Here is a 21,634-nt window from a genome sequence, read left to right as displayed (position 1 = left end):
CTCTCTAGAAAAATAGAGAGCGCCTTGTAGTCCGGCGCTCTGATTACGTTATCGATATTCCTCTTACTCTAACTCTTCTTGTAAATTTAATATTTCTAAAATACGTTCTAAATCGTCTTCAGAGTAAAATTCAATTTCAATTTTCCCTTTATTATTAGCTTTCCTAATTTGTACATTTGTTCCAAAATAATCACGCAACTGTGATTCCTTAGCTGCCACAAATATATCTTTTTTCTTTGGTTGAGTTGTTTCACGTGAAACTTCTTCATTCAAATTGTGTACTAACATTTCAACTTGACGTACATTTAAACCTTGTTTAATGACCTTATTTGCCACTTCTGATATTCTTCTTTTATTTTTTAATCCAAGCAACGCTCGTCCTTGTCCCATCGATAGTGTTCCATCATTCATAAACTCACGAACATCCTCTGGTAATCCAAGTAAACGAACATGATTAGCAATATGCGGTCTACTTTTCCCTAATCTTTTGGATAGCTCCTCCTGTGTTAAATGTAAGCTTTCCATTAAGCTTTGATATGCCTCAGCCTCTTCAATAACTGTCAAATCTTCACGCTGTAGATTTTCTAAAATTGCTAGTTCCATCATTTGCGCATCTGATAGCTCTTTTATAATAGCCGGAATAACCTCTAATCCTGCTAATTGAGTCGCTCTATAGCGGCGTTCCCCAGCAACGATTTCATATTTGCGTCCTTTTTTACGTACAGCGATCGGCTGTAAAATACCATGTTCCTGTATAGAGTCCGCTAATTCTTGTAGAGCTTCTTCATCGAAAATTTTACGAGGCTGAAATGGGTTTGCGACGATAAGCTCTAATTGTATTTCTTCCACTTGTCCACTTTGTTCTATAGACTCTCCAGGAAATAATGCACCTATCCCTCTTCCTAAACCTTTAGCCATTTTTAATCACTTCCCTCGCCATCTCTAAATACACTTCTGCACCTCTTGATTTTGCGTCATAAATGATAATTGGCTGCCCATGACTTGGAGCCTCACTTAATCGCACATTACGAGGAATGATCGTTTTGTATACTTTATCTTGGAAATATTTCTTTACTTCATCAATAACTTGTAAGCCTAGGTTTGTTCGCGCATCAAGCATCGTCAGCAATACACCGTCAATATATAATTGCTGATTTAAATGTTTTTGCACTAAACGGACAGTTGATAACAACTGACTTAACCCCTCTAATGCGTAATATTCGCATTGTACAGGAATAATAAGCGCATCCGAGGCTGTTAAAGCATTAATTGTTAATAGCCCTAACGAAGGCGGGCAATCAATAATAATATAATCATAGTCTTCTTTTACATCTTGAAGTGCATGCTTTAAGCGTACTTCTCTGGAAATTGTCGAAACTAATTCAATTTCTGCTCCTGCTAGTGAAATGGTTGCTGGAACGATTGCTAAGTTTTCTACATTTGTTTGTTGAATGACATTTTTAACGTTTTCATCATCAATTAATACATCATAAATGCAGCCTTGAAGTTCTCCTTTATTAACACCAAGTCCACTTGTTGTATTTCCTTGTGGATCAGTATCGATTAAGAGCACTTTCTTCCCTAAGTATGCTAGACAAGCGCTCAAATTGACCGATGTCGTTGTTTTTCCTACGCCACCCTTTTGATTGGCGATTGCTATAATTCTACCCATTTAAAAGCACCTGCTTTCATCTATCAAAGGTTCACTTTGACAAATCATTTGTAAAATCACTATATCAATACCTCTATCTTACTTTCATTCTATCAAAAAAACAGAAAATAGTTGTATAAAATATTAAGAATATATGCAAAAAAGGAGACATCTCAGAATTATTACTGAGATGCCTCCTCCGTACAAAGATATAAAAGTGGCTCTTCATCATAACGAGGGGTTGATTTTCGTTCCGACTGACGCTTTCCTGGAGTCGCCCAATGAGCCGCTTATCCCCAAGTAGTCGCCCAGCCATTCCAACCAACTTATATACATGGTATACGTTATACAAATATCATCCTCAACTTTGATGATGTCATAAAAGTCAATTCTTTATTTTTTTAATATAATTCCAATCACGACTTAAGACTTTTTCTTTTTAGGTATTTTCACTGTAATTTGATAATATTCCTCTGTGTCTTCTTCTTCAGTCTTAACTGTTATACCGCTCTTTGTTACCATAGATAACGATTGTTTAATCGTATTTAAAGCAATGCGTACGTCTTTACTAATGGCCTTACGTTTCGGCTTTACTTTTTTTGGCTCCGCTTCTTCTTGAACTTCTGCCTCCGGATGTAATAAAGAATAAATCTGCTCTTCTAACTGACGAACATTCCAATCATTTTCAATCGTTCGTTGTAAAACTTCTAGCTGCAATGGCTGATCTTTAATTGCAATTAAGGCACGTGCATGTCGTTCAGAGATTTCACGCTTCATAATAGCTCGCTGCACTTCTTCAGGCAGCTTTAATAAACGTAATTTATTGGCTACCGTGGATTGTCCTTTTCCAAGTCGTTGGGCCAGAGCTTCTTGTGTAAGCTCATGCAGCTCTAATAATTTTTGATAGGCAACAGCTTCTTCAATTGCTGTTAACTCCTCACGCTGTAGGTTCTCAATTAACGCGATAGAGGCCGTTTCCTTATCAGTTAAATTTCTTATAATTGCCGGAACTTCTGTCCATTGTAGCTTTTTCATTGCTCGATAACGACGCTCACCAGCAATGATTTCATATTGATTTTCTGCTGTTTTACGTACAACAATTGGCTGAATTACACCATGCGTATGAATGGTTCTTGATAATTCTTCAATTTTTTCATCATCAAAAATAGTACGTGGCTGAAAACGGTTAGGCACAATTTGATCAATAGGCAGCTTTATAACTTCTTCTGCTGCATGAACCGTCTCTGCTTGTTCTACTTCATTTTTCACAATAGGCTCAGTTTTATTCCCGCCTCCAAAAAAACGTGAAAAAGGACTTTTCATCCAAGTGGCACCACCTTTAAGTAACTATCTTGCTCTGTTTCATTTCTATTATTATTTATTATATTTCCTAAAATGTATATAGTTCGTAGATGTCATTTGCGTGAACCATCCATAACTAGTATGTATGCTCAAAATAGAAAAAATATTTTCTACTTTGAGAAGTTTCACATGAAACACTAATTATTGAATCGGTGATTTATTTGGTACACCTGGTTTACGCGGATATTTTTTCGGTGTTCCTTTTATTTTATCAAAGATATATAAAATACGGTCACTTTCTTCAACAGGTAGTTGGAAAGAAAATTCTTCTTGTAGTGCAACTCCTAATGTAGCCAATGCTTTCTTTGCATCTTTTAATTCTTCCGCACCAGCTGCTGCTTTTAAAGCAACAAAGTAGCCACCTTGCTTTGCTAGTGGTACACATAACTCCGATAATACCGATAATCGGGCTACCGCACGTGCCGTTACAACATCAAACTGTTCACGATATTTCACATTTTGAGCAAATTCCTCTGCACGGGCATGTACAAAATTCATATTATCTAATTGTAACTCATCACTTAAATGATTTAAAAATGTAATTCTTTTATTTAAAGAATCGACAATTGTTACATGTAAATGTGGGAAGCAGATTTTAATTGGAATACTTGGGAAACCAGCACCTGCTCCAACATCACAAACTGTCGTCACTTTTGAAAAATCAAAATAGAAAGAGGCACTAATCGAATCATAAAAGTGCTTTAAATAAACACCTTCTAAATCCGTTATAGCTGTTAAGTTCATCTTTTCATTCCACTCAACTAGTAACTCAAAGTATTTTTTGAATTGTGCAATCTGCTTTTCAGAAAGTTCAATGCCCTTTTTCTTCAGAGCCTCGATAAATTGTTGTTCGTTCATGTAAAGTCTCCTTTTTCTAACTGGCTTTACTATTCCTATTATTGATTTGTAAGAATAGCATAACCATCAATTATGCCTCGGCATAATTGCGTCCGGAATCGGCTTTGTGCTTAGGCCAGCGGATGTTTGGATACCCGCTGAAAAGTGACTTAAAACCTCATTCATCTCACCACCTATAGAGATGGGAGATGAATGCTGAAAGAAGTTAAAAATAGGAAGCGGGCACAAAGGTATGCCCGCCTCTTATTCACTTTACTGTTGTTAATTATTCGCCACTAACGCGTGCGATTTTACCTTGCTCAATATAAACAAGTAATATTGAAATATCTGCTGGGTTTACACCAGAGATTCGCGATGCTTGGGCAATGGAAAGTGGTGTAACTTGTTTTAATTTTTGTCGAGCTTCTGTTGCTAGACCTGAAATAGCGTCATAATCAATATTTTCAGGGATTTTTTTATTTTCCATTTTATGAAGCTTCTCAACTTGTTGCAATGCTTTTTCAATATAACCTTCATATTTAAGCTGAATTTCAATTTGTTCCTTCACTTCATCCGAAAACTCTATGTCTGCTGGAATTAACGAAGAAATTAATTCATAATGCATTTCTGTACGTTTTAATAAATCTGCTCCACGGATACCATCTTTTAGCTCACTACCACCTACAGAGCGAATAGCAGCTTGTGTTGCTTCATTTGGTTTAATAATCACTTCACGGAGACGTGCAATTTCGTTTTCAATCAGCTCTTTTTTCTCATTGAATTTTGCATGTCTTTCCTCAGTAATCATTCCCATATTAAACCCTTGCTCTACCAAACGTAAATCAGCGTTGTCATGACGAAGTAGTAAACGATATTCTGCACGAGATGTTAGTAAGCGATACGGTTCATTTGTTCCTTTTGTTACTAGATCATCAATTAATACGCCAATATAAGCATCTGAACGACCTAAGATTAATTCTTGTTTATCAAGCACATTAGCAGCAGCATTTATCCCAGCCATTAAGCCTTGAGCAGCCGCTTCCTCGTAACCTGATGTTCCATTGATTTGACCAGCAGTATATAAACCTTTAATACGTTTTGTTTCTAAAGTTGGCCACAATTGTGTTGGCACGATTGCATCGTACTCAATAGCATAGCCAGCACGCATCATTTCTGCTTTTTCTAAGCCTGGAATTGATTTTAGTAAACGTGTTTGTACATGTTCTGGTAAGCTAGTTGATAACCCTTGTACATATACTTCACGTGTATTGCGACCTTCTGGCTCTAAGAAAATTTGGTGGCGCGGTTTATCGTTAAATCGCACAACCTTGTCTTCAATAGAAGGGCAATAACGTGGACCCGTACCTTTAATCATCCCTGAGTACATCGGTGAAAGATGTAGGTTGGCCTCGATAATTTCATGTGTTTCTAGGCTTGTATAAGTTAACCAACAAGGTAACTGATCCATGATGAATTCAGTTGTTTCAAAGCTGAATGCACGTGGAACATCATCTCCTGGTTGCATCTCTGTTTTATCATAATCAATTGTACGGTTATTCACTCGTGGTGGTGTACCTGTTTTAAAACGCACAAGGTCAAAACCAAGCTCTTTTAAGTTATCAGCTAAACGAATTGACGGTTGTTGGTTATTAGGACCACTTGAATATTTTACGTCACCAATAATGATTTCACCACGAAGGAATGTACCTGTTGTGATAACAACAGTTTTAGCGCGGTAAATAGCACCAATTTGTGTAATAACACCTTGGACTTCCCCGTCTTCAATTATTAGCTCTTCCACCATTCCTTGCTGAATTGTCAAATTCTCAGTTTCCTCCAAGATGCGTTTCATTTCTTGTTGGTATAAAACTTTGTCCGCTTGTGCACGTAATGCACGCACAGCAGGACCTTTCCCTGTATTTAACATACGCATTTGAATATGCGTTTTATCAATAACTTTCCCCATGACGCCACCTAATGCGTCAATTTCTCGTACTACAATTCCTTTGGCAGGACCACCAATGGAAGGATTGCATGGCATAAATGCAATCATATCTAAATTGATTGTTAACATCAGTGTGTTAGCACCCATTTTGGCAGCAGCATGTGCAGCTTCAGATCCTGCGTGACCTGCGCCAATTACGATAACATCAAACGTGCCTGCCTCATAATTTGTTGGCATAGCTCGTATCTTCCTTTCTTTAGTAAAATTATTTTCCTAAGCAGAACTGTGAAAATAACTGATTGATTAGGCTTTCTTGTACTGTGTCGCCGATAATTTCACCAAGTATTTCCCAAGTTCTAGTGACATCTATTTGCACCATATCAACAGGTACACCAGCTTGTGCTCCAGCTAATGCATCCTCGACCGTTGCTTGTGCTTGATGAAGTAATGCAATATGTCTTGCATTTGAAACATATGTTAAATCGCCCGCTTCAATTTGCCCTTCAAAGAATAACGCAGCAATCGCTTCTTCTAGCTCTGTGATGCCCTCTTCCTGTAAAAGAGAAGTTGTCACAACGCGACGATTGCCTGCTAGCTCTTTGACACGAGCTACATCAATTTTTTGCGGTAGATCTGTTTTATTGACAATAACGATGTAATCCATCGCTTGAATTGTTTCGAATAGACGCTCATCCTCGACAGTCAATTCCTCTGCGTAGTTTAAAACAAATAAAATTAAATCTGCACCACGCAACGCCTCGCGTGAACGTTCAACACCAATTCGTTCGACGATATCCTCTGTCTCTCGAATACCAGCTGTATCAACTAAACGAAGCGGAACACCACGTACATTCACGTACTCTTCTATAATATCACGAGTTGTACCCGCTATATCTGTCACAATAGCCTTATTCTCCTGTACTAAGCTATTTAAAAGAGAAGATTTCCCAACGTTTGGGCGGCCTAAAATAACAGTTGATAGACCCTCTCGTAATATTTTCCCCTGAGAAGATGTTTGCAAAAGTTTAATAATTTCATTTCGTACCCAAGTACATTTTTCTACTAATACTGGTACCGTCATCTCTTCTACATCATCATACTCCGGATAATCTATATTAACCTCTACTTGCGCTAATGTCTCTAGTAATGCTTGGCGTAAGTCACCAATTAAACGCGATAATTTGCCATCCATTTGTCCCAACGCAACATTCATCGCTCTATCAGTTTTTGCTCTTATTAAATCCATGACCGCTTCAGCTTGTGATAAATCGATACGTCCATTTAAGAATGCGCGTTTTGTAAATTCACCTGGCTCTGCGAGTCTTGCTCCATTTGTTAACGCTAGCTTTAATACACGGTTCACCGAAACTAGTCCCCCGTGACAGTTAATTTCTATTACATCCTCACGAGTGAATGTTTTAGGTCCGCGCATTAATGACAGCATTACTTCCTCTACAACCTCATTTGTTTTTGGATCGACCAAATGTCCATAATGAATTGTATGTGAAGCCTTCGTTGTTAAATTTTTACCACCAGGCGATCTGAATATTTTATCTGCAATCGCGACTGCTTCGTCCCCACTTAAACGAACAATAGCAATAGCTCCTTCACCCATAGGTGTGGATATCGCAGCAATTGTATCGAACTCCATTTAATGACCTCCTTAACGTTATCCACATGTGGATAAATAAAACCGACCAATACTTACTAACACCTTAGACTAACATATTTTCTGCAAAATCTAAAGTAAGGATAATTTCCAATTGTGGATAATAAGAAAGCTCTACATTATAGCACATATTTCGACAAAAGTTGCGAGCATTAGAAGTATGGCTCTTCGGCAAAACGAGGGCTTGATTTCCGTTCCGACTGAGCGCTTTCCTGGGGGCGTCCGATGAGCCGCTTCACTCGCGTTGCTCGCTCCAGGGTCTCATCTGTGACGCTGATCCCCAAGGAGTCGCTCAGTCTCCACTCCAATCAACCACTTCACTAGGCATATCTTCTGGCATGTCACTCAAAATCTCAAAATTTATAGTGATGAAACGTAATCTTCACCAATGTTTATATGTGTGAAAGCGGTGGCAGCAACAACAGTGGAGGAAGCGGCTCGACGCGAGCCCACAGGAAGCTCTGCTCTGCGCGAAAGCGAAGCGTCAGCGACAAAGCGAGTAGCCTCGAACGGAAATCACCCTCATCTGAGGCACCACAACATTCACAAAGATTACCTTGACCATCTTGTTTTTCAACAACATAAAAAAAGTCATTTTATCATGACGATAAAATGACTTTAGATTTTTGTCTGTATGTTTTTACGAAGTTTAACCGTTCTTTACAGGTTCAATGACTAAATAACGATTAGGCTCCGTTCCTTCTGAGTATGTTTCAATATCAAAGCGATTTGCCAATTGATTATGAATAATTTTTCTCTCGTACGACTGCATTGGCTCAAAAGTCACACGCTGATTTAAGCGAAGTGCTTTATCCGCCATACGATCTGCCAGTAACTCCAAAGCTACTTGACGACGTTCACGATAGTTTTCTACGTCTAATTTCACCATTAAGAACTGCTTGGCACTTTTATTTAACACAAGTTGTGTTAATTGCTGCAGGGAATTTAATGTTTGACCACGTTTTCCTATAAGCAGTGCAGCTTTCTCGCTTTTCAGTTGAAATAATACATATTTCCCTTCACGTGTCGTTTCAACCTCAAGATCATGAATATCCAATTGTTCAGCAATATTTACTAAATAAGTCTTTGCATCTTCAATTGGGTTTACTGAGGTTTCTTCTTCCTCTTTTTGTTCCTCTACGATTTGTTGAACAGCTTCGATATCACTTGGTTGTTCAGAAACTTGTGAACTTATTGTTTCAACATCATCTATTACTGTTGGTTCGACAAATTGAGTCGTATTTTGCTGTTCAGCTTTTTCTTCTTCAATTATTGGTCGAACCTGTACTTCTTTTACTGTTACACGAACTTCTGCAGATCGTGCCCCAAAACCTAAAAATCCTTTTTTACCTTCTTGTAAAACTTCAACATCTACTTGTTCACGGGTTTTGCCAAGTTTCTGTAACGCTAATGAGATCGCTTCTTGTGTTGTTGCGCCTATTTGCGTAAGTTGTTTCACTTTTTAGCCCCTCCATTTTGAGCAGGTTGTGTTTTGTTTTTTTCCCAAGGTTTGTAAATAAACAGGTTTTGAGCAATCGAAATAATGTTACCGATTACCCAGTATAGTGATAATGCTGCTGGTAATGCCATACCGAAAGAAATAATCATAAATGGCATAATGTACATCATTATTTTCATTTGCGGGTTATCCATCGCTGGGCCCGTGCGTAAAACTAGGAATTGCATTAAACCAGCAGTAATTGCTAATGCCGGTGCAGGATCTGCTAACGGGAAAATAAAGAAATTCCCTAAATCAAAAGCAGGTGTAGCGTTCATACGACTAATTGCATGGTAGAAACCAATTAAAATTGGCATTTGAATGAATACAGGTAAACATCCAGCAAGTGGATTGACACCAGACTCACCCATAAGCTTCATCATCTCTTGTTGATACTGTTGTTGTGTCTGTGCATCCTTAGAAGCATACTTCTTTTGCAATTCCTTCAATTTCGGCTGAATTTCTTGCATTTTTTTAGAGCTCTTTGTTTGTTTAATCATCAACGGAAGAATTGCTAAACGAATGATAATCGTTACAACAATGATCCCCCATGCATATGAACCAAGTATATCAGCAAAGTATTTAATCACTGACACTAACGGCCAAACAATGAATTCATTCCAGAAGCCTGTGCTTTCTTTGGAGATTGGTTCTTTGAATTCTGTACAACCAGATAGTAGTAATGCTACAGATGCTAGCGACAGAATTACCCAAAGTTGTTTCTTCAACCTTTTTCCCCCTACAAATACTATTCACTTTTTCTAAAACTATATGCGTTCTCTTCTTTAGACATTTACAGTTTCCTGCGACTGAATAAAGTTATCAGTTATTTTATCATGCATATATCGTTTCACTCTACTAAATATTCTAACAACGTGCACATATTTACTAAGTAATGTTACTAATAATTCAAATATCACAGTGAAACCCTATTCCAAAAATACCCCAAAGCGTATTTTCCGTGACTTCACTTTCGCGCAGAAACGCTTCTCTTTCACCACTTTGGTTGCCATCCATATTACGTCTTCTTTAATACCTTTGCGATTCGTAGTACATGCTGCAAACTCTGTTTTACTTCATGAAAATCCATAGTGGCCGCCGGTTGTCTGGCGATAATAACATAGTCCATATTCGGCTTTATCTCATCTTTTAATTCATGGATACTTTGTCGAATATAGCGTTTGATCTGGTTGCGTGTTACTGCATTCCCAAGCTTTTTACTAACCGATAATCCTACACGAAATTCTGTTTGTCCCTCTTTTTCTAAAAAATAAACGACAAACTGACGATTAGCGAAAGATTTACCCTTTTTAAACACCTTTTGAAAATCATCATTTTTTTTCACTCGTTGGCGTTTTTTCATTACTTTCACCTGCTACTCGATAATTATCCTTTGATCCTCATTTCTAGGTTTACCAAAAATAAAGAAAAAAAAGACCACTGATGTGTCTCAGTGGACTTATTTTATGCTGATAATACTTTTCTTCCTTTACGACGGCGAGCAGCAAGAACTTTGCGACCGTTTTTCGTGCTCATACGTGCGCGGAAACCGTGAACTTTGCTGTGCTTACGTTTTTTTGGTTGGTAAGTACGTTTCATTTATATAGACACCTCCTGGATGAGTTGAATTTTTCAACATACAGACTCGAATATTATATAAAGTAACTAGCTATTTTGTCAATGAATTTTATAAATTTCTATATTTACTCAAATTCTATGTCTAATATTCACTTCGATCATCATCTATTGAATAAATATAAATTATCCACAGAGTACTTGTTTTTTTTACACAGAGTTGTGTATAGTATTTTTTGCATTATTTTTTATCCACAACATTTATCTACACCTTTTTCACATAAGCAGACCTTGTGGACAACTTGGACGTGCATAAATAAAAGGTATGTGGATAAGTTTCACAAACTATTGAAATAGCTTTGTTTTTCTGATACGATATCTGTGCTTCACTTTGTTGAAAACTGAAATGAACTTTTATTTTATCCACAACTGTTGATATGCTGTGGATAATTTTTATCACAGCCTTTGGTTAACTTTTATCCACAACTTGTGAGTTTGTGGACTAGTTGTAAAATGAACGTATTTACCGTTTCTATAAATGCGCTATTTTTTATGTATTGAACTGTAAAGGAGATTAGCAGCTTGGAACATTTAGAAGAACTATGGAATAATGTCCTGGCTCAAGTTGAACAAAAAATTTCTAAACCAAGCTTCGAAACGTGGCTAAAGTCTACTAAACTACTTTCCTACAATGGTAGTGGTTCTACTGTGACAATTGCTGCGCCAAATTCGTTTGCTCGAGACTGGCTTGAAAATCATTATATTCATTTGATTACAGGTATATTAACGGAGCTTACAGGCGAAGACTTGCTTATTAAGTTTGTTGTTCAAAAAAACCAGGATTCGGACGATTTCGATTTACCAGCGCCGATTATCCAAGCAAAAAATAACGATCACCATGATATTTCACCAGGTATGTTAAACCCGAAGTATACTTTTGATACGTTTGTTATTGGCTCTGGTAACCGCTTTGCACATGCTGCCTCGCTAGCTGTCGCAGAAGCGCCTGCAAAGGCTTATAACCCATTTTTTATCTATGGGGGAGTAGGACTTGGCAAAACACACTTAATGCATGCGATTGGTCATTATGTACTGGAACACAATCCAAATGCAAAGGTGGTATATTTATCATCTGAAAAATTTACAAATGAATTTATTAACTCAATTCGAGATAATAAGGCACTTGATTTCCGCAATAAATATCGCAATGTAGATGTACTGCTAATTGATGATATTCAATTTCTAGCTGGAAAAGAATCAACTCAGGAAGAATTTTTCCACACTTTTAATACATTGCATGAAGAATCGAAACAAATTGTTATTTCCAGTGACCGTCCTCCTAAGGAAATACCGACATTGGAAGATCGTTTACGTTCTCGATTCGAATGGGGACTAATTACAGATATTGCGCCTCCTGATTTGGAAACTCGTATCGCCATTCTTCGAAAAAAAGCAAAGGCTGATGGTCTAGAAGTACCAAATGAAGTCATGCTCTATATTGCGAACCAGATTGACTCCAATATTCGGGAGCTTGAAGGTGCGCTTATTCGCGTCGTAGCCTATTCATCACTTGTTAACAAGGATATTAATGCGACTTTGGCTGCTGAAGCATTAAAGGATATTATTCCTAATTCAAAGCCACGAACTGTCACGATATTAGACATTCAAAATGCAGTAGGAGAGCATTTTAACATTCGTTTAGAGGATTTTTCCGCGAAAAAACGTACAAAGTTAATTGCCTTCCCGCGTCAAGTAGCCATGTTTTTATCTCGCGAATTAACAGATTTTTCGCTGCCGAAAATTGGCGAAGAATTTGGTGGACGTGACCATACTACTGTTATTCATGCTCACGAAAAAATATCTTCTATGGTGAAAAATGACGTTCAGCTACAGCAAGATATTAAACAAATTCGAAGCATGCTAGGAAAATAAAGCTGTGGACAACACAAACATTTAAACACAAACTTATACACAGTCTATCTACATGTGGATAGACTGATTTTATTCACTTAAAAGTACTTATCCACAAATCCACAGGACCTATTACTATATCTTTTTTATTTTATATAAATAAATAATATAAATATGTGAGGGAAAACGAATGAAATTTAATATTTTACGTGACCGTTTATTAGAGGGTTTAAATGATGTCATGAAAGCCGTAAGTTCAAAAACGACTATTCCAATTTTAACGGGGATAAAAATCGATGTAACAGAAGAGGGTATTAGCTTAACAGGTAGTGATGCTGATATTACAATTCAAACATTTATTCCAGTTGAAGAAGATGGCCAACAATTAATTAATATTACAGAAACAGGATCAATTGTTGTACAAGCTCGTATGTTTAATGAAATTGTACGTAAGTTACCAACAAATGAGGTTGAAATTCAAGTAACAACTGGTTTCCAAACTCATATCCGTTCAGGTAAATCTGAATTCCACTTAATTGGCTCAGATGCTACTGAATATCCTTTATTACCCGAATTAACGGAGGATCAAAAATTTACTATTCCTGCAGATCTATTAAAGTCGATTATCCGTGAAACAGTATTCGCTGTTGCTACTTCAGAAAGTAGACCGGTGTTGACAGGTGTAAACTGGCAGATAAAAAATGAAACATTAATCTGTGTTGCAACAGATAGCCACCGTTTGGCAAGACGTAAAGTTCAACTGGAAAATTTACCTGAGGTTGAACATAGTGTTGTAATTCCTGGTAAAAGCTTAAATGAGTTAAATAAAGTTTTAGAGGATTCTACAAATCTTGTGCAAATTGTTATGACAAGTCAGCAAGTGTTGTTTAAAACTGGAGAAGTATTATTCTTCTCTCGTTTACTTGAAGGTAACTACCCAGATACATCACGTTTAATTCCAGAAGAGTACCAAACAAATCTAACGATTAATGGTAAATCATTATTACAAGCAATCGATCGTGCATCTCTTGTTGCTCGCGGCGATCGTAATAATGTTGTACGTTTTGAAATTTTAGATAATCAAGCTGTAGAAGTTTCTTCTAACTCTCCAGAAATCGGTAAAGTCCAAGAGGAAATTCCTGTTGAGTCATTGGAAGGGGAGAACTTAAAAATTTCTTTCAGTGCGAAATACATGATGGAAGCATTAAAAGCAATTGATGGTCAAGAGGTAGTCATTCAATTCACAGGAGCAATGAGACCGTTTATTTTACGTTCTGTTCATGACGATGCTATTTTACAATTGATTTTACCTGTACGTACTTATTAAGCCGTGGCCTAATTGTGTTCAGAATCAGTTGAAAGCAGTAAACAATTTTTGCTGGAGAGAATAAACTCCATAATTTCAAACTCAAAAGACTTTGAAAAATGTACTGATAGTCGCTAATTGCGGCTATCTTTTTTTACTTATGGCGAATTTTTAGGTATGATAGAGAGATAGACGATCTGTATTTGGAGGGGAACTCAGCTATGAAGGACATTGAAATTGATGTAGAGTTTGTCACATTAGGGCAGCTTTTAAAAATAACTGATGCCATTAGCTCTGGTGGTATGGCCAAGTGGTTTTTACACGAAAATGATGTATATGTAAATGGAGAAGTAGATGATCGCCGCGGTCGTAAATTACGTGACGGTGACATTGTAAATATTCCTGGATGTGGTCGATTTCGTATCGTGGGTACCGATGGACAATAAATTATGCATATAGAGCAATTAAAACTTACAAATTACCGTAACTATGATGCCTTAGCTTTAAACTTCTCTCCAAAAATTAATGTTTTCATTGGTGAAAATGCTCAAGGAAAAACAAATGTTATGGAATCTATTTACGTATTGGCGATGGCTAAATCCCACCGCACGACGAACGATAAAGAATTAATACGTTGGGATTCAGACTATGGTAAAATAGAAGGGGCCGTTCAAAAAAGGCATGGTATTTTACCGATTGAGCTTACGATTACTAAAAAAGGCAAAAAAGGTAAGATAAATCACATAGAACAAAGTCGCCTAAGTCATTATATTGGCCAAATGAATGTCGTAATGTTTGCACCCGAAGATTTAAACGTTGTAAAGGGAAGTCCGCAAATACGACGACGTTTTATTGATATGGAGATTGGGCAAATTTCGCCTGTCTATTTACATGATTTATTAACCTTTCAAAAAATTTTAAAGCAACGTAACCACTTTTTGAAAATGAATCAAGGTAAAGCAATGCCAGATGACGTGATGTACGAGGTTTATAATGAACAATATATTCACGCAGCTACTCAAATTATTCGAAAAAGATTTCAATTTATGGATTTATTGCAGGAGTGGGCAGAACCAATTCACGCAGGTATTTCACAAGGGAAAGAAACGTTAGTTATTAAATACCGCACAGTAGCTGGTATTGAAAAAGAGCATACTTCCAGTGAAATTGAAGACTTCTTGCATAAAAAGCTAATAGAAGCTAAGCCGCGTGAATTTGACCGAGGTGTAACACTAGTTGGTCCACATCGAGACGATTTGCAGTTTTTGGTAAATGACTATGATGTTCAGACATACGGTTCACAAGGACAGCAACGTACAACCGCTCTTTCATTAAAACTTGCTGAAATCGAGTTAATTAAACAAGAAACAAATGAAACACCCATACTACTTTTAGATGATGTATTGTCGGAACTCGACGATTATCGTCAATCGCATTTATTAAATACCATTCAAGGTGAAGTTCAAACCTTTGTTACGACTACAAGTGTTGAAGGAATTCATCATGAAACGATGGAGCATGCACAGCTGTTTCACGTGAAACAAGGAGCGATTGAAGAAAGTTAGCCAGGGAGTTTTTTAGATTACAAAAGAATGGTAATAGTCAGCTCGGTTGACTGTTCATTCATTTACACACAATGATGTTATGAAGGAGTAGATGAAAGCCGTGGCTATAGAGAACGAAGGTTTACAAAATCAAGCTTATGAAGCCGATCAGATACAGGTATTAGAAGGTTTAGAAGCGGTACGTAAAAGACCAGGGATGTATATCGGTTCAACAAGCTCTAAAGGGCTTCACCATTTAGTATGGGAAATTGTCGATAATAGTATTGATGAAGCACTTGCAGGATTTTGTACAGATATAAATGTAACGATAGAAAAAGACAATTGGATTCGTGTAGAAGACAATGGTCGTGGTATTCCGGTAAGTATTCAAGAGAAAATGGGTAAGCCTGCTGTTGAGGTTATTATGACAGTGCTCCATGCTGGTGGTAAGTTCGGCGGTGGAGGATACAAAGTTTCTGGTGGTCTCCATGGTGTAGGGGCATCTGTTGTAAATGCTTTATCGATTGAGACGATCGTTCAAGTTCATCGTGAGGGTCATATTCATGAAATTAAATTTGAACGTGGAAAAACTGTTCAACAGCTAACGGTTATCGGTGATTCAAATCATAATGGAACTACTACTCGTTTCAAAGCAGACCCTGAAATATTTAAAGAAACGACTGTTTATGAATATGATATTTTAGCACATCGTATTCGTGAATTAGCTTATTTAAATCGTGGTATCAAGATTACAATTGCTGATGAACGCGAAGGCGAGGAACGTTCTACTACGTATCATTATGAAGGCGGTATTCGTTCTTATGTTGAGCATTTGAATCAATCTAAAGAGCCAATCCATGATCCAATAGATGTTCTTGGAGAAAAGGATGGTATTTCAGTTGAAATTGCTATGCAATATAACGCTGGATTCTCTTCAAATATCTTTTCATTTGCTAATAACATTAATACGTATGAAGGCGGTACACATGAGTCTGGTTTTAAAACAGCTCTGACACGTGTTATTAATGATTACGCGCGAAAAAATGGGCTATTGAAAGAGTCAGATACAAATCTTACTGGTGAGGATGTTCGTGAAGGGTTAACGGCTATTGTTTCAGTTAAGCATCCTGATCCACAATTTGAAGGACAAACAAAAACAAAGCTTGGTAACTCAGAAGTTAGCCAAATTACTAACTCCTTATTCTCAGATGGTTTTGAACGATTTATGCTAGAAAATCCAACTGTCGCTCGTAAGGTTGTTGAAAAAGGTTTAATGGCTGCTCGTGCACGTGTCGCTGCTAAAAAAGCACGTGAATTTACACGTCGTAAAAGTGCACTTGAAGTATCAAGCTTGCCAGGTAAATTAGCTGACTGTTCATCTACAAATCCAGCTGAATGTGAAATCTATATCGTTGAGGGTGACTCTGCCGGAGGATCTGCGAAATCTGGACGTGACCGACACTTCCAAGCAATTTTACCGTTACGTGGTAAAATCCTTAACGTCGAAAAAGCACGCTTAGATAAAATTTTGTCGAATGCAGAAATCCGTGCAATGATTACAGCATTTGGCACAGGTATTGGCGAAGAGTTTACTTTAGAAAAGGCTCGTTATCATAAAATTGTTATTATGACAGATGCCGATGTCGATGGTGCCCACATTCGCACATTACTTCTAACATTCTTCTTCCGTTTCCTTCGACCGCTCGTAGAGGCAGGTTATATTTATATTGCACAGCCACCTCTTTATCAAGTAAAGCAAGGTAAGCATGTTGAATATTGCTATGATGAAGAAACATTAAAAGGAATTTTAGAACGACTACCAAAAATGCCAAAACCAAATGTGCAACGCTATAAGGGTCTTGGAGAAATGAATGCAGAGCAGCTTTGGGAAACTACAATGGATCCTGAGCACCGCACATTGTTACAAGTAGAATTAGATGATGCAATTAAAGCAAACCAAGCATTTGAGCGTTTAATGGGCGATGAAGTTGAACCGCGTCGTCAATTTATCGAAGAAAATGCTGTATACGCTAATTTAGATATTTAATTTTTCTTGAGAGGAGGTCTACACTTTGTCAGAACAAGAACGCTCCGGTGTTAAAGGAGTTAATATAACAAAAGAAATTGAAACATCCTTCCTCGATTATGCGATGAGTGTAATCGTTTCTCGTGCATTACCAGACGTACGAGATGGATTAAAGCCTGTACATCGCCGTATATTATATGGCATGCAAGAGCTAGGGAATACAGCAGATAAAGCGTACAAAAAATCAGCACGTATCGTTGGGGATGTAATGGGTAAATACCACCCACATGGTGACTCATCCATCTATGATGCAATGGTACGTATGGCGCAAGATTTCAGCTATCGTTATATGTTAGTCGATGGTCACGGTAACTTTGGATCTGTCGATGGCGACGGAGCGGCAGCGATGCGTTATACAGAATCACGTATGTCTCGTATTGCAATGGAAATGCTTCGCGATATAAATAAAGACACAATTGACTATACAGATAACTATGATGGTTCAGAAAAGGAACCTATTGTTCTTCCAAGTCGCTATCCAAACTTATTAGTAAATGGAGCGGCAGGAATTGCGGTTGGTATGGCGACAAATATTCCGCCACATCAACTTGGTGAAACGATAGATGCAGTGATTGCACTTTCTGAAAACCCGGCTATTACAACAGAAGAATTGATGGAAATTATCCCAGGACCTGATTTCCCAACTGGTGGATTAATTTTGGGACGTAGCGGTATTCGTCGTGCCTATGAAACAGGTCGCGGCTCTATCATTATTCGTGCAAAGGTAGAGATTGAACAGAAATCAAATGGTAAAGAAACAATTCTTATTCATGAATTACCATACCAAGTGAATAAAGCTAAGCTTATTGAAAAAATAGCAGAGCTTGTACGCGATAAAAAAATTGATGGTATTACAAACTTGCGTGATGAATCTGACCGACGTGGTATGCGAGTAGTCATTGAAGTTCGCAAAGATGCAAATGCTAATGTAGTTTTAAATAATTTATATAAACAAACAGCAATGCAGTCGAGCTTCGGTGTTAATATGCTGTCATTAGTAAATGGTCAGCCTAAAGTAATGGGCTTAAAAGAAATGCTGTATCATTATTTAGAGCACCAAAAGGTTATTATTCGCCGTCGTACGGAATTTGACTTAAGGAAAGCAGAAGATCGTGCGCATATTTTAGAGGGCTTACGTATTGCTCTTGATCATATCGACGAAATTATTGCTATTATCCGTGGTTCGCGAAGTGGTGATGAAGCGAAACCACAATTAATGGAACGATTCAATTTATCTGAACGTCAAGCACAGGCGATTTTAGATATGCGTTTAGTTCGTTTAAGTGGATTAGAGCGTGAAAAAATAGAAGCAGAATATCAAGAGCTTCAAATATTAATTGCTGAATTAAAAGCGATTTTAGCGGATGAGACTAAAATTGTTGATATTATTCGTACTGAAATATTAGAACTAAAAGAACGCTTTAACGATAAACGACGTACTGAAATTACTTCTGGTGGTTTAGAAATGATTGAGGACGAGGATTTAATCCCAGTCGAAAATTCGGTCGTAACTTTAACGCACAATGGTTATATCAAACGTTTAGCTGCGAATACATATCGCAGTCAAAAACGTGGTGGCCGTGGTGTACAAGGTATGGGTACAAATGAAGATGACTTTGTAGAGCATCTTATGAATACATCTACACACGATACAATTTTGTTCTTCACTTCAAAAGGAAAAGTATTTAGAGCAAAAGGTTATGAGATTCCGGAATTTGGTCGTACAGCGAAAGGATTACCGATTGTTAACTTACTCAATATTGAAAAAGGTGAGAAAGTAACAGCAATGATCCGTGTCGGTTCATTTGATGAAGATGCATACTTTATCTTTACTACTAAAACAGGTATTACAAAGCGTACACCAGTATCTCAATTTGCTAACATCCGAACAAATGGCTTAATAGCTATAAGTTTACGAGAAGATGATGATCTTATTTCTGTTCGTTTAACAGATGGCGATAAACAAGTGATTATCGGTACTCGTGACGGAATGTTAGTGCGTTTCCAAGAAGAGGATATTCGTTCAATGGGCCGTACCGCGGGTGGTGTACGAGGTATTAAACTACGTGATGGTGACGAAGTAGTTGGTATGGAAATCGTTGAACCAGGACAGGAAATTTTAGTTGTCACAGCAAAAGGTTACGGTAAACGTACTTCTGAAGAGGAATATCGTTTACAGAGCCGTGGTGGTGTAGGATTAAAAACAATTCAAATCACTGATAAAAACGGTCCAATGGTAGCTGTAAAAACTGTTGATGGTTCAGAAGATTTAATGCTTATTACAATTAACGGCATGTTAATCCGTATGGATGTGAATGATATCTCTTTAATTGGTCGTAGTACACAGGGAGTTCGTTTAATTCGTTTAGGTGATGAAGAGCTTGTTGCAACTGTAGCGAAAGTTGAAAAAGAAGAAGAATCTAACGAAGAAAATGATGATGATCAAGTAGAAGAATAATAAAAGACCGATGACGACAGCTAATGTTGCCGTTCATCGGTTTTTTTGCATAAATCATGAAAAATAAGTAATTATTTTGAATTCCATGATAAAATAAAATAACCTTATATGTAAGCAAATGAAATAGTGAAGAGGAGTTAATTGCGTGGAAACTATACATGTCCCTATCTCAGAGTTACGCGTTGGAAAAGTAATTTCTGAAGATATTTTTGCTAATACACAATATCCAATAATTTTTAAAAACACGATAATTTCCCATGAACATTTACCGGTTTTTTTTGCTTTTAATATTTCGAGAGTCCCAGTTTATAAAGATGGTATAGAGGCTCAATTAGAGATAAAAGAAACAGAATTAGTTGTTCCAATAGAGGCTATTCCAACTTTTAAAAAGATTTATGACAATTCTATTGAACAATTCAAAAAGGAATTTAAAAATTGGGAAGCTGGTGCAAAGGTCGATATTACGAAAGCACGTAAAATTATTTTGCCATTATTAGAAATGGTTTTAGAAGATCGTACTATAATCTTTGATTTAAATGAGTATTCAAATCCCAAAAACTATTTGTACCACCATTGTGTAGCAACAGCATTGATTTCTTCCGTGATCGCACAAAAATTAGGCTATGACAAAGGAATTTCAATTCAAGTTGCAATTGGAGGGTTGTTAGCTGATTGTGGAATGGCAAAAGTTCATCCACGTATCCGTGATAAAAAAACAACCTTAACAGAGCAAGAGTTTAATGAAATTTATAAGCATCCGATTTATAGCTATAATATGGTCAAAGATTTAACGATCTTAAAGGATACAATGAAAGAGGCTATTTTCCAGCACCATGAGCGTTTAAATGGTAGTGGCTATCCGAAAGGGGAAAAAATCGCAAATATTTCTACTTTCGCTCAAATCATCGCTGTTGCAGATGTATTCCATGCTATGACATGTGAGCGAGTGTATAGAACAAAGCAATCTTCCTTTAAAGTTATAGAGATGATTAATGAATCCGAATTTGGGAAGTTTGATATTAAAGTAGTTCGTGCATTAATAGATATTGTTGCCGACCTTCCTATAGGAACAATAGTTGAACTATCTAATCTGGAACAAGGCGAAGTGATGTTTATAAATAAATTTGCACCAACTCGCCCACTTATCAAATTAAGTCACTCAGGAGAGATATTTGATTTAGGTAAAAATCGTACTTTCTATATTTCACGTATTATCACGAATTTATAATAGTTGAAGGTCAACCCATTAACTTCTTTCAGTAATTATTTTCTGTAGTGAAAGCGTAACGACAGGTACAGAAATTTTCTACCTCTATAGGTGATGAAATGAATGTGGGTTTAAGTTACTTTTCAGCGGGTGTACAAACATCCACTGAAAAGTAACTTAATCTAAGCACGCCACGTCCTGTGGCAATTTATTAAATTCCCTTAACATGGTGATATAGAAGGAGAATAATAGATTTTTAAAAACTATTGGATTTTTTTTGAGAAAGTGTTGACATAGTTTTAGATTCTTGATATTATTAGTGAGTCGCCAAGAGGTGACACTTAAAACTAAGTAAATGAACCTTGAAAACTGAACAAGCAAAACGTAATCAATAAAGTTTTTAGTAGCTAACCTTGAGTTGGTGAACGAAACAAATTTTTGGACATCAAACATGATGCCAGCAAAACAATTTGAGCTAATCAAATTTCTTTTATGGAGAGTTTGATCCTGGCTCAGGACGAACGCTGGCGGCGTGCCTAATACATGCAAGTCGAGCGAACAGAGAAGGAGCTTGCTCCTTTGACG

19 protein-coding genes and 1 rRNA gene are annotated in these 21,634 nt (G+C 37.1%); 9 read left to right on the top strand and 11 right to left on the bottom strand.

Going from position 1 to position 21,634, the window contains the following annotated elements:
- Positions 1-63: 63 nt before the first annotated feature.
- From AC1DCY_RS22850 to AC1DCY_RS22820, 7 genes are all read right to left on the bottom strand, one after another.
- Complete coding sequence (locus AC1DCY_RS22850) at positions 64-918, bottom strand: ParB/RepB/Spo0J family partition protein (RefSeq protein WP_477353771.1); 855 nt, start codon at positions 916-918, stop codon at positions 64-66.
- Complete coding sequence (locus AC1DCY_RS22845; protein ID WP_370043997.1) at positions 911-1,672, bottom strand: ParA family protein; 762 nt, start codon at positions 1,670-1,672, stop codon at positions 911-913. The genes AC1DCY_RS22850 and AC1DCY_RS22845 overlap by 8 nt, the downstream gene beginning before the upstream one ends.
- Positions 1,673-2,074: 402 nt before the next feature.
- On the bottom strand, positions 2,075-2,974 hold the full coding sequence (noc, locus tag AC1DCY_RS22840; protein ID WP_477353768.1) for a nucleoid occlusion protein: 900 nt from the start codon (positions 2,972-2,974) through the stop codon (positions 2,075-2,077).
- Between the two features lie 180 nt (positions 2,975-3,154).
- A complete protein-coding gene (gene rsmG, locus AC1DCY_RS22835; RefSeq protein WP_477353766.1) occupies positions 3,155-3,871 on the bottom strand; it encodes a 16S rRNA (guanine(527)-N(7))-methyltransferase RsmG in 717 nt (238 codons plus the stop codon).
- A 265-nt stretch (positions 3,872-4,136) separates the two neighbouring features.
- The gene (gene mnmG / locus AC1DCY_RS22830; protein ID WP_477353764.1) at positions 4,137-6,032 is read right to left on the bottom strand and encodes a tRNA uridine-5-carboxymethylaminomethyl(34) synthesis enzyme MnmG; all 1,896 of its coding nucleotides are present in this window, start codon (positions 6,030-6,032) and stop codon (positions 4,137-4,139) included.
- A 28-nt stretch (positions 6,033-6,060) separates the two neighbouring features.
- Positions 6,061-7,446, bottom strand: coding sequence for a tRNA uridine-5-carboxymethylaminomethyl(34) synthesis GTPase MnmE (mnmE, locus tag AC1DCY_RS22825; RefSeq protein WP_477353762.1), 1,386 nt, complete (start codon positions 7,444-7,446; stop codon positions 6,061-6,063).
- Between the two features lie 170 nt (positions 7,447-7,616).
- Positions 7,617-7,748 carry a hypothetical protein gene (locus AC1DCY_RS22820; protein WP_477353760.1) on the bottom strand — a complete coding sequence of 44 codons (132 nt, stop codon included), beginning with the start codon at positions 7,746-7,748 and terminating at the stop codon, positions 7,617-7,619.
- Between the two features lie 125 nt (positions 7,749-7,873).
- On the opposite strand from AC1DCY_RS22820, the gene AC1DCY_RS22815 reads away from it, so the two are divergent.
- Positions 7,874-8,080 (top strand): hypothetical protein, encoded by a 207-nt coding sequence (locus tag AC1DCY_RS22815; protein ID WP_477353758.1) that lies wholly within the window; start codon positions 7,874-7,876, stop codon positions 8,078-8,080.
- A gap of 33 nt (positions 8,081-8,113) precedes the next feature.
- On the opposite strand, the gene jag is transcribed toward AC1DCY_RS22815, so the two are convergent.
- The 4 genes from jag to rpmH form a co-directional block, all read right to left on the bottom strand.
- Positions 8,114-8,923: an RNA-binding cell elongation regulator Jag/EloR gene (jag, locus tag AC1DCY_RS22810; protein WP_477353756.1), complete on the bottom strand. Its 810-nt coding sequence runs from the start codon at positions 8,921-8,923 to the stop codon at positions 8,114-8,116.
- Positions 8,920-9,690 carry a membrane protein insertase YidC gene (gene yidC, locus AC1DCY_RS22805; protein ID WP_477353754.1) on the bottom strand — a complete coding sequence of 257 codons (771 nt, stop codon included), beginning with the start codon at positions 9,688-9,690 and terminating at the stop codon, positions 8,920-8,922. Before yidC ends, jag begins: the two co-directional genes overlap by 4 nt.
- Before the next feature lie 290 nt (positions 9,691-9,980).
- Positions 9,981-10,325, bottom strand: a complete 345-nt coding sequence (gene rnpA / locus AC1DCY_RS22800; protein WP_477353752.1) for a ribonuclease P protein component — start codon at positions 10,323-10,325, stop codon at positions 9,981-9,983.
- Between the two features lie 101 nt (positions 10,326-10,426).
- Positions 10,427-10,561: a 50S ribosomal protein L34 gene (gene rpmH, locus AC1DCY_RS22795; protein ID WP_004233310.1), complete on the bottom strand. Its 135-nt coding sequence runs from the start codon at positions 10,559-10,561 to the stop codon at positions 10,427-10,429.
- A gap of 558 nt (positions 10,562-11,119) precedes the next feature.
- Here rpmH and dnaA point away from each other — a divergent pair.
- The 8 genes from dnaA to AC1DCY_RS22755 form a co-directional block, all read left to right on the top strand.
- On the top strand, positions 11,120-12,469 hold the full coding sequence (gene dnaA, locus AC1DCY_RS22790) for a chromosomal replication initiator protein DnaA (RefSeq protein WP_477353749.1): 1,350 nt from the start codon (positions 11,120-11,122) through the stop codon (positions 12,467-12,469).
- Between the two features lie 169 nt (positions 12,470-12,638).
- Positions 12,639-13,775 carry a DNA polymerase III subunit beta gene (gene dnaN, locus AC1DCY_RS22785; protein WP_477353747.1) on the top strand — a complete coding sequence of 379 codons (1,137 nt, stop codon included), beginning with the start codon at positions 12,639-12,641 and terminating at the stop codon, positions 13,773-13,775.
- Positions 13,776-13,975: 200 nt separating this feature from the next.
- Positions 13,976-14,200, top strand: a complete 225-nt coding sequence (yaaA, locus tag AC1DCY_RS22780; RefSeq protein ID WP_477353745.1) for a S4 domain-containing protein YaaA — start codon at positions 13,976-13,978, stop codon at positions 14,198-14,200.
- A 3-nt stretch (positions 14,201-14,203) separates the two neighbouring features.
- Positions 14,204-15,319 (top strand): DNA replication/repair protein RecF, encoded by a 1,116-nt coding sequence (gene recF / locus AC1DCY_RS22775; protein WP_477353743.1) that lies wholly within the window; start codon positions 14,204-14,206, stop codon positions 15,317-15,319.
- A 91-nt stretch (positions 15,320-15,410) separates the two neighbouring features.
- Positions 15,411-17,345, top strand: coding sequence for a DNA topoisomerase (ATP-hydrolyzing) subunit B (gyrB, locus tag AC1DCY_RS22770; protein WP_477353741.1), 1,935 nt, complete (start codon positions 15,411-15,413; stop codon positions 17,343-17,345).
- Between the two features lie 25 nt (positions 17,346-17,370).
- Positions 17,371-19,842, top strand: coding sequence for a DNA gyrase subunit A (gene gyrA, locus AC1DCY_RS22765; protein ID WP_477353739.1), 2,472 nt, complete (start codon positions 17,371-17,373; stop codon positions 19,840-19,842).
- Positions 19,843-19,987: 145 nt separating this feature from the next.
- Positions 19,988-21,070: an HD-GYP domain-containing protein gene (locus AC1DCY_RS22760; protein WP_477353737.1), complete on the top strand. Its 1,083-nt coding sequence runs from the start codon at positions 19,988-19,990 to the stop codon at positions 21,068-21,070.
- Positions 21,071-21,538: 468 nt separating this feature from the next.
- A 16S ribosomal RNA gene (locus AC1DCY_RS22755) occupies positions 21,539-21,634 on the top strand; the annotation flags it as partial.

Source organism: Lysinibacillus sp. 10T31, from assembly GCF_056394365.1.
Note: the sequence above shows the minus strand (reverse complement) of the source record. Positions and strands in the feature narration are given on the sequence as shown.

Excerpts from the sequence above, each read along its gene's own strand:
- mnmE (WP_477353762.1), bottom strand. The coding sequence starts at position 7,446 with ATGGAGTTCGATACAATTGCTGCGATATCCACACCTATGGGTGAAGGA.
- gyrB (WP_477353741.1), top strand. The coding sequence starts at position 15,411 with ATGAAAGCCGTGGCTATAGAGAACGAAGGTTTACAAAATCAAGCTTAT.
- rsmG (WP_477353766.1), bottom strand. The coding sequence starts at position 3,871 with ATGAACGAACAACAATTTATCGAGGCTCTGAAGAAAAAGGGCATTGAA.
- AC1DCY_RS22845 (WP_370043997.1), bottom strand. The coding sequence starts at position 1,672 with ATGGGTAGAATTATAGCAATCGCCAATCAAAAGGGTGGCGTAGGAAAA.
- noc (WP_477353768.1), bottom strand. The coding sequence starts at position 2,974 with ATGAAAAGTCCTTTTTCACGTTTTTTTGGAGGCGGGAATAAAACTGAG.
- rnpA (WP_477353752.1), bottom strand. The coding sequence starts at position 10,325 with ATGAAAAAACGCCAACGAGTGAAAAAAAATGATGATTTTCAAAAGGTG.
- AC1DCY_RS22850 (WP_477353771.1), bottom strand. The coding sequence starts at position 918 with ATGGCTAAAGGTTTAGGAAGAGGGATAGGTGCATTATTTCCTGGAGAG.
- recF (WP_477353743.1), top strand. The coding sequence starts at position 14,204 with ATGCATATAGAGCAATTAAAACTTACAAATTACCGTAACTATGATGCC.
- dnaN (WP_477353747.1), top strand. The coding sequence starts at position 12,639 with ATGAAATTTAATATTTTACGTGACCGTTTATTAGAGGGTTTAAATGAT.
- yaaA (WP_477353745.1), top strand. The coding sequence starts at position 13,976 with ATGAAGGACATTGAAATTGATGTAGAGTTTGTCACATTAGGGCAGCTT.
- rpmH (WP_004233310.1), bottom strand. The coding sequence starts at position 10,561 with ATGAAACGTACTTACCAACCAAAAAAACGTAAGCACAGCAAAGTTCAC.
- mnmG (WP_477353764.1), bottom strand. The coding sequence starts at position 6,032 with ATGCCAACAAATTATGAGGCAGGCACGTTTGATGTTATCGTAATTGGC.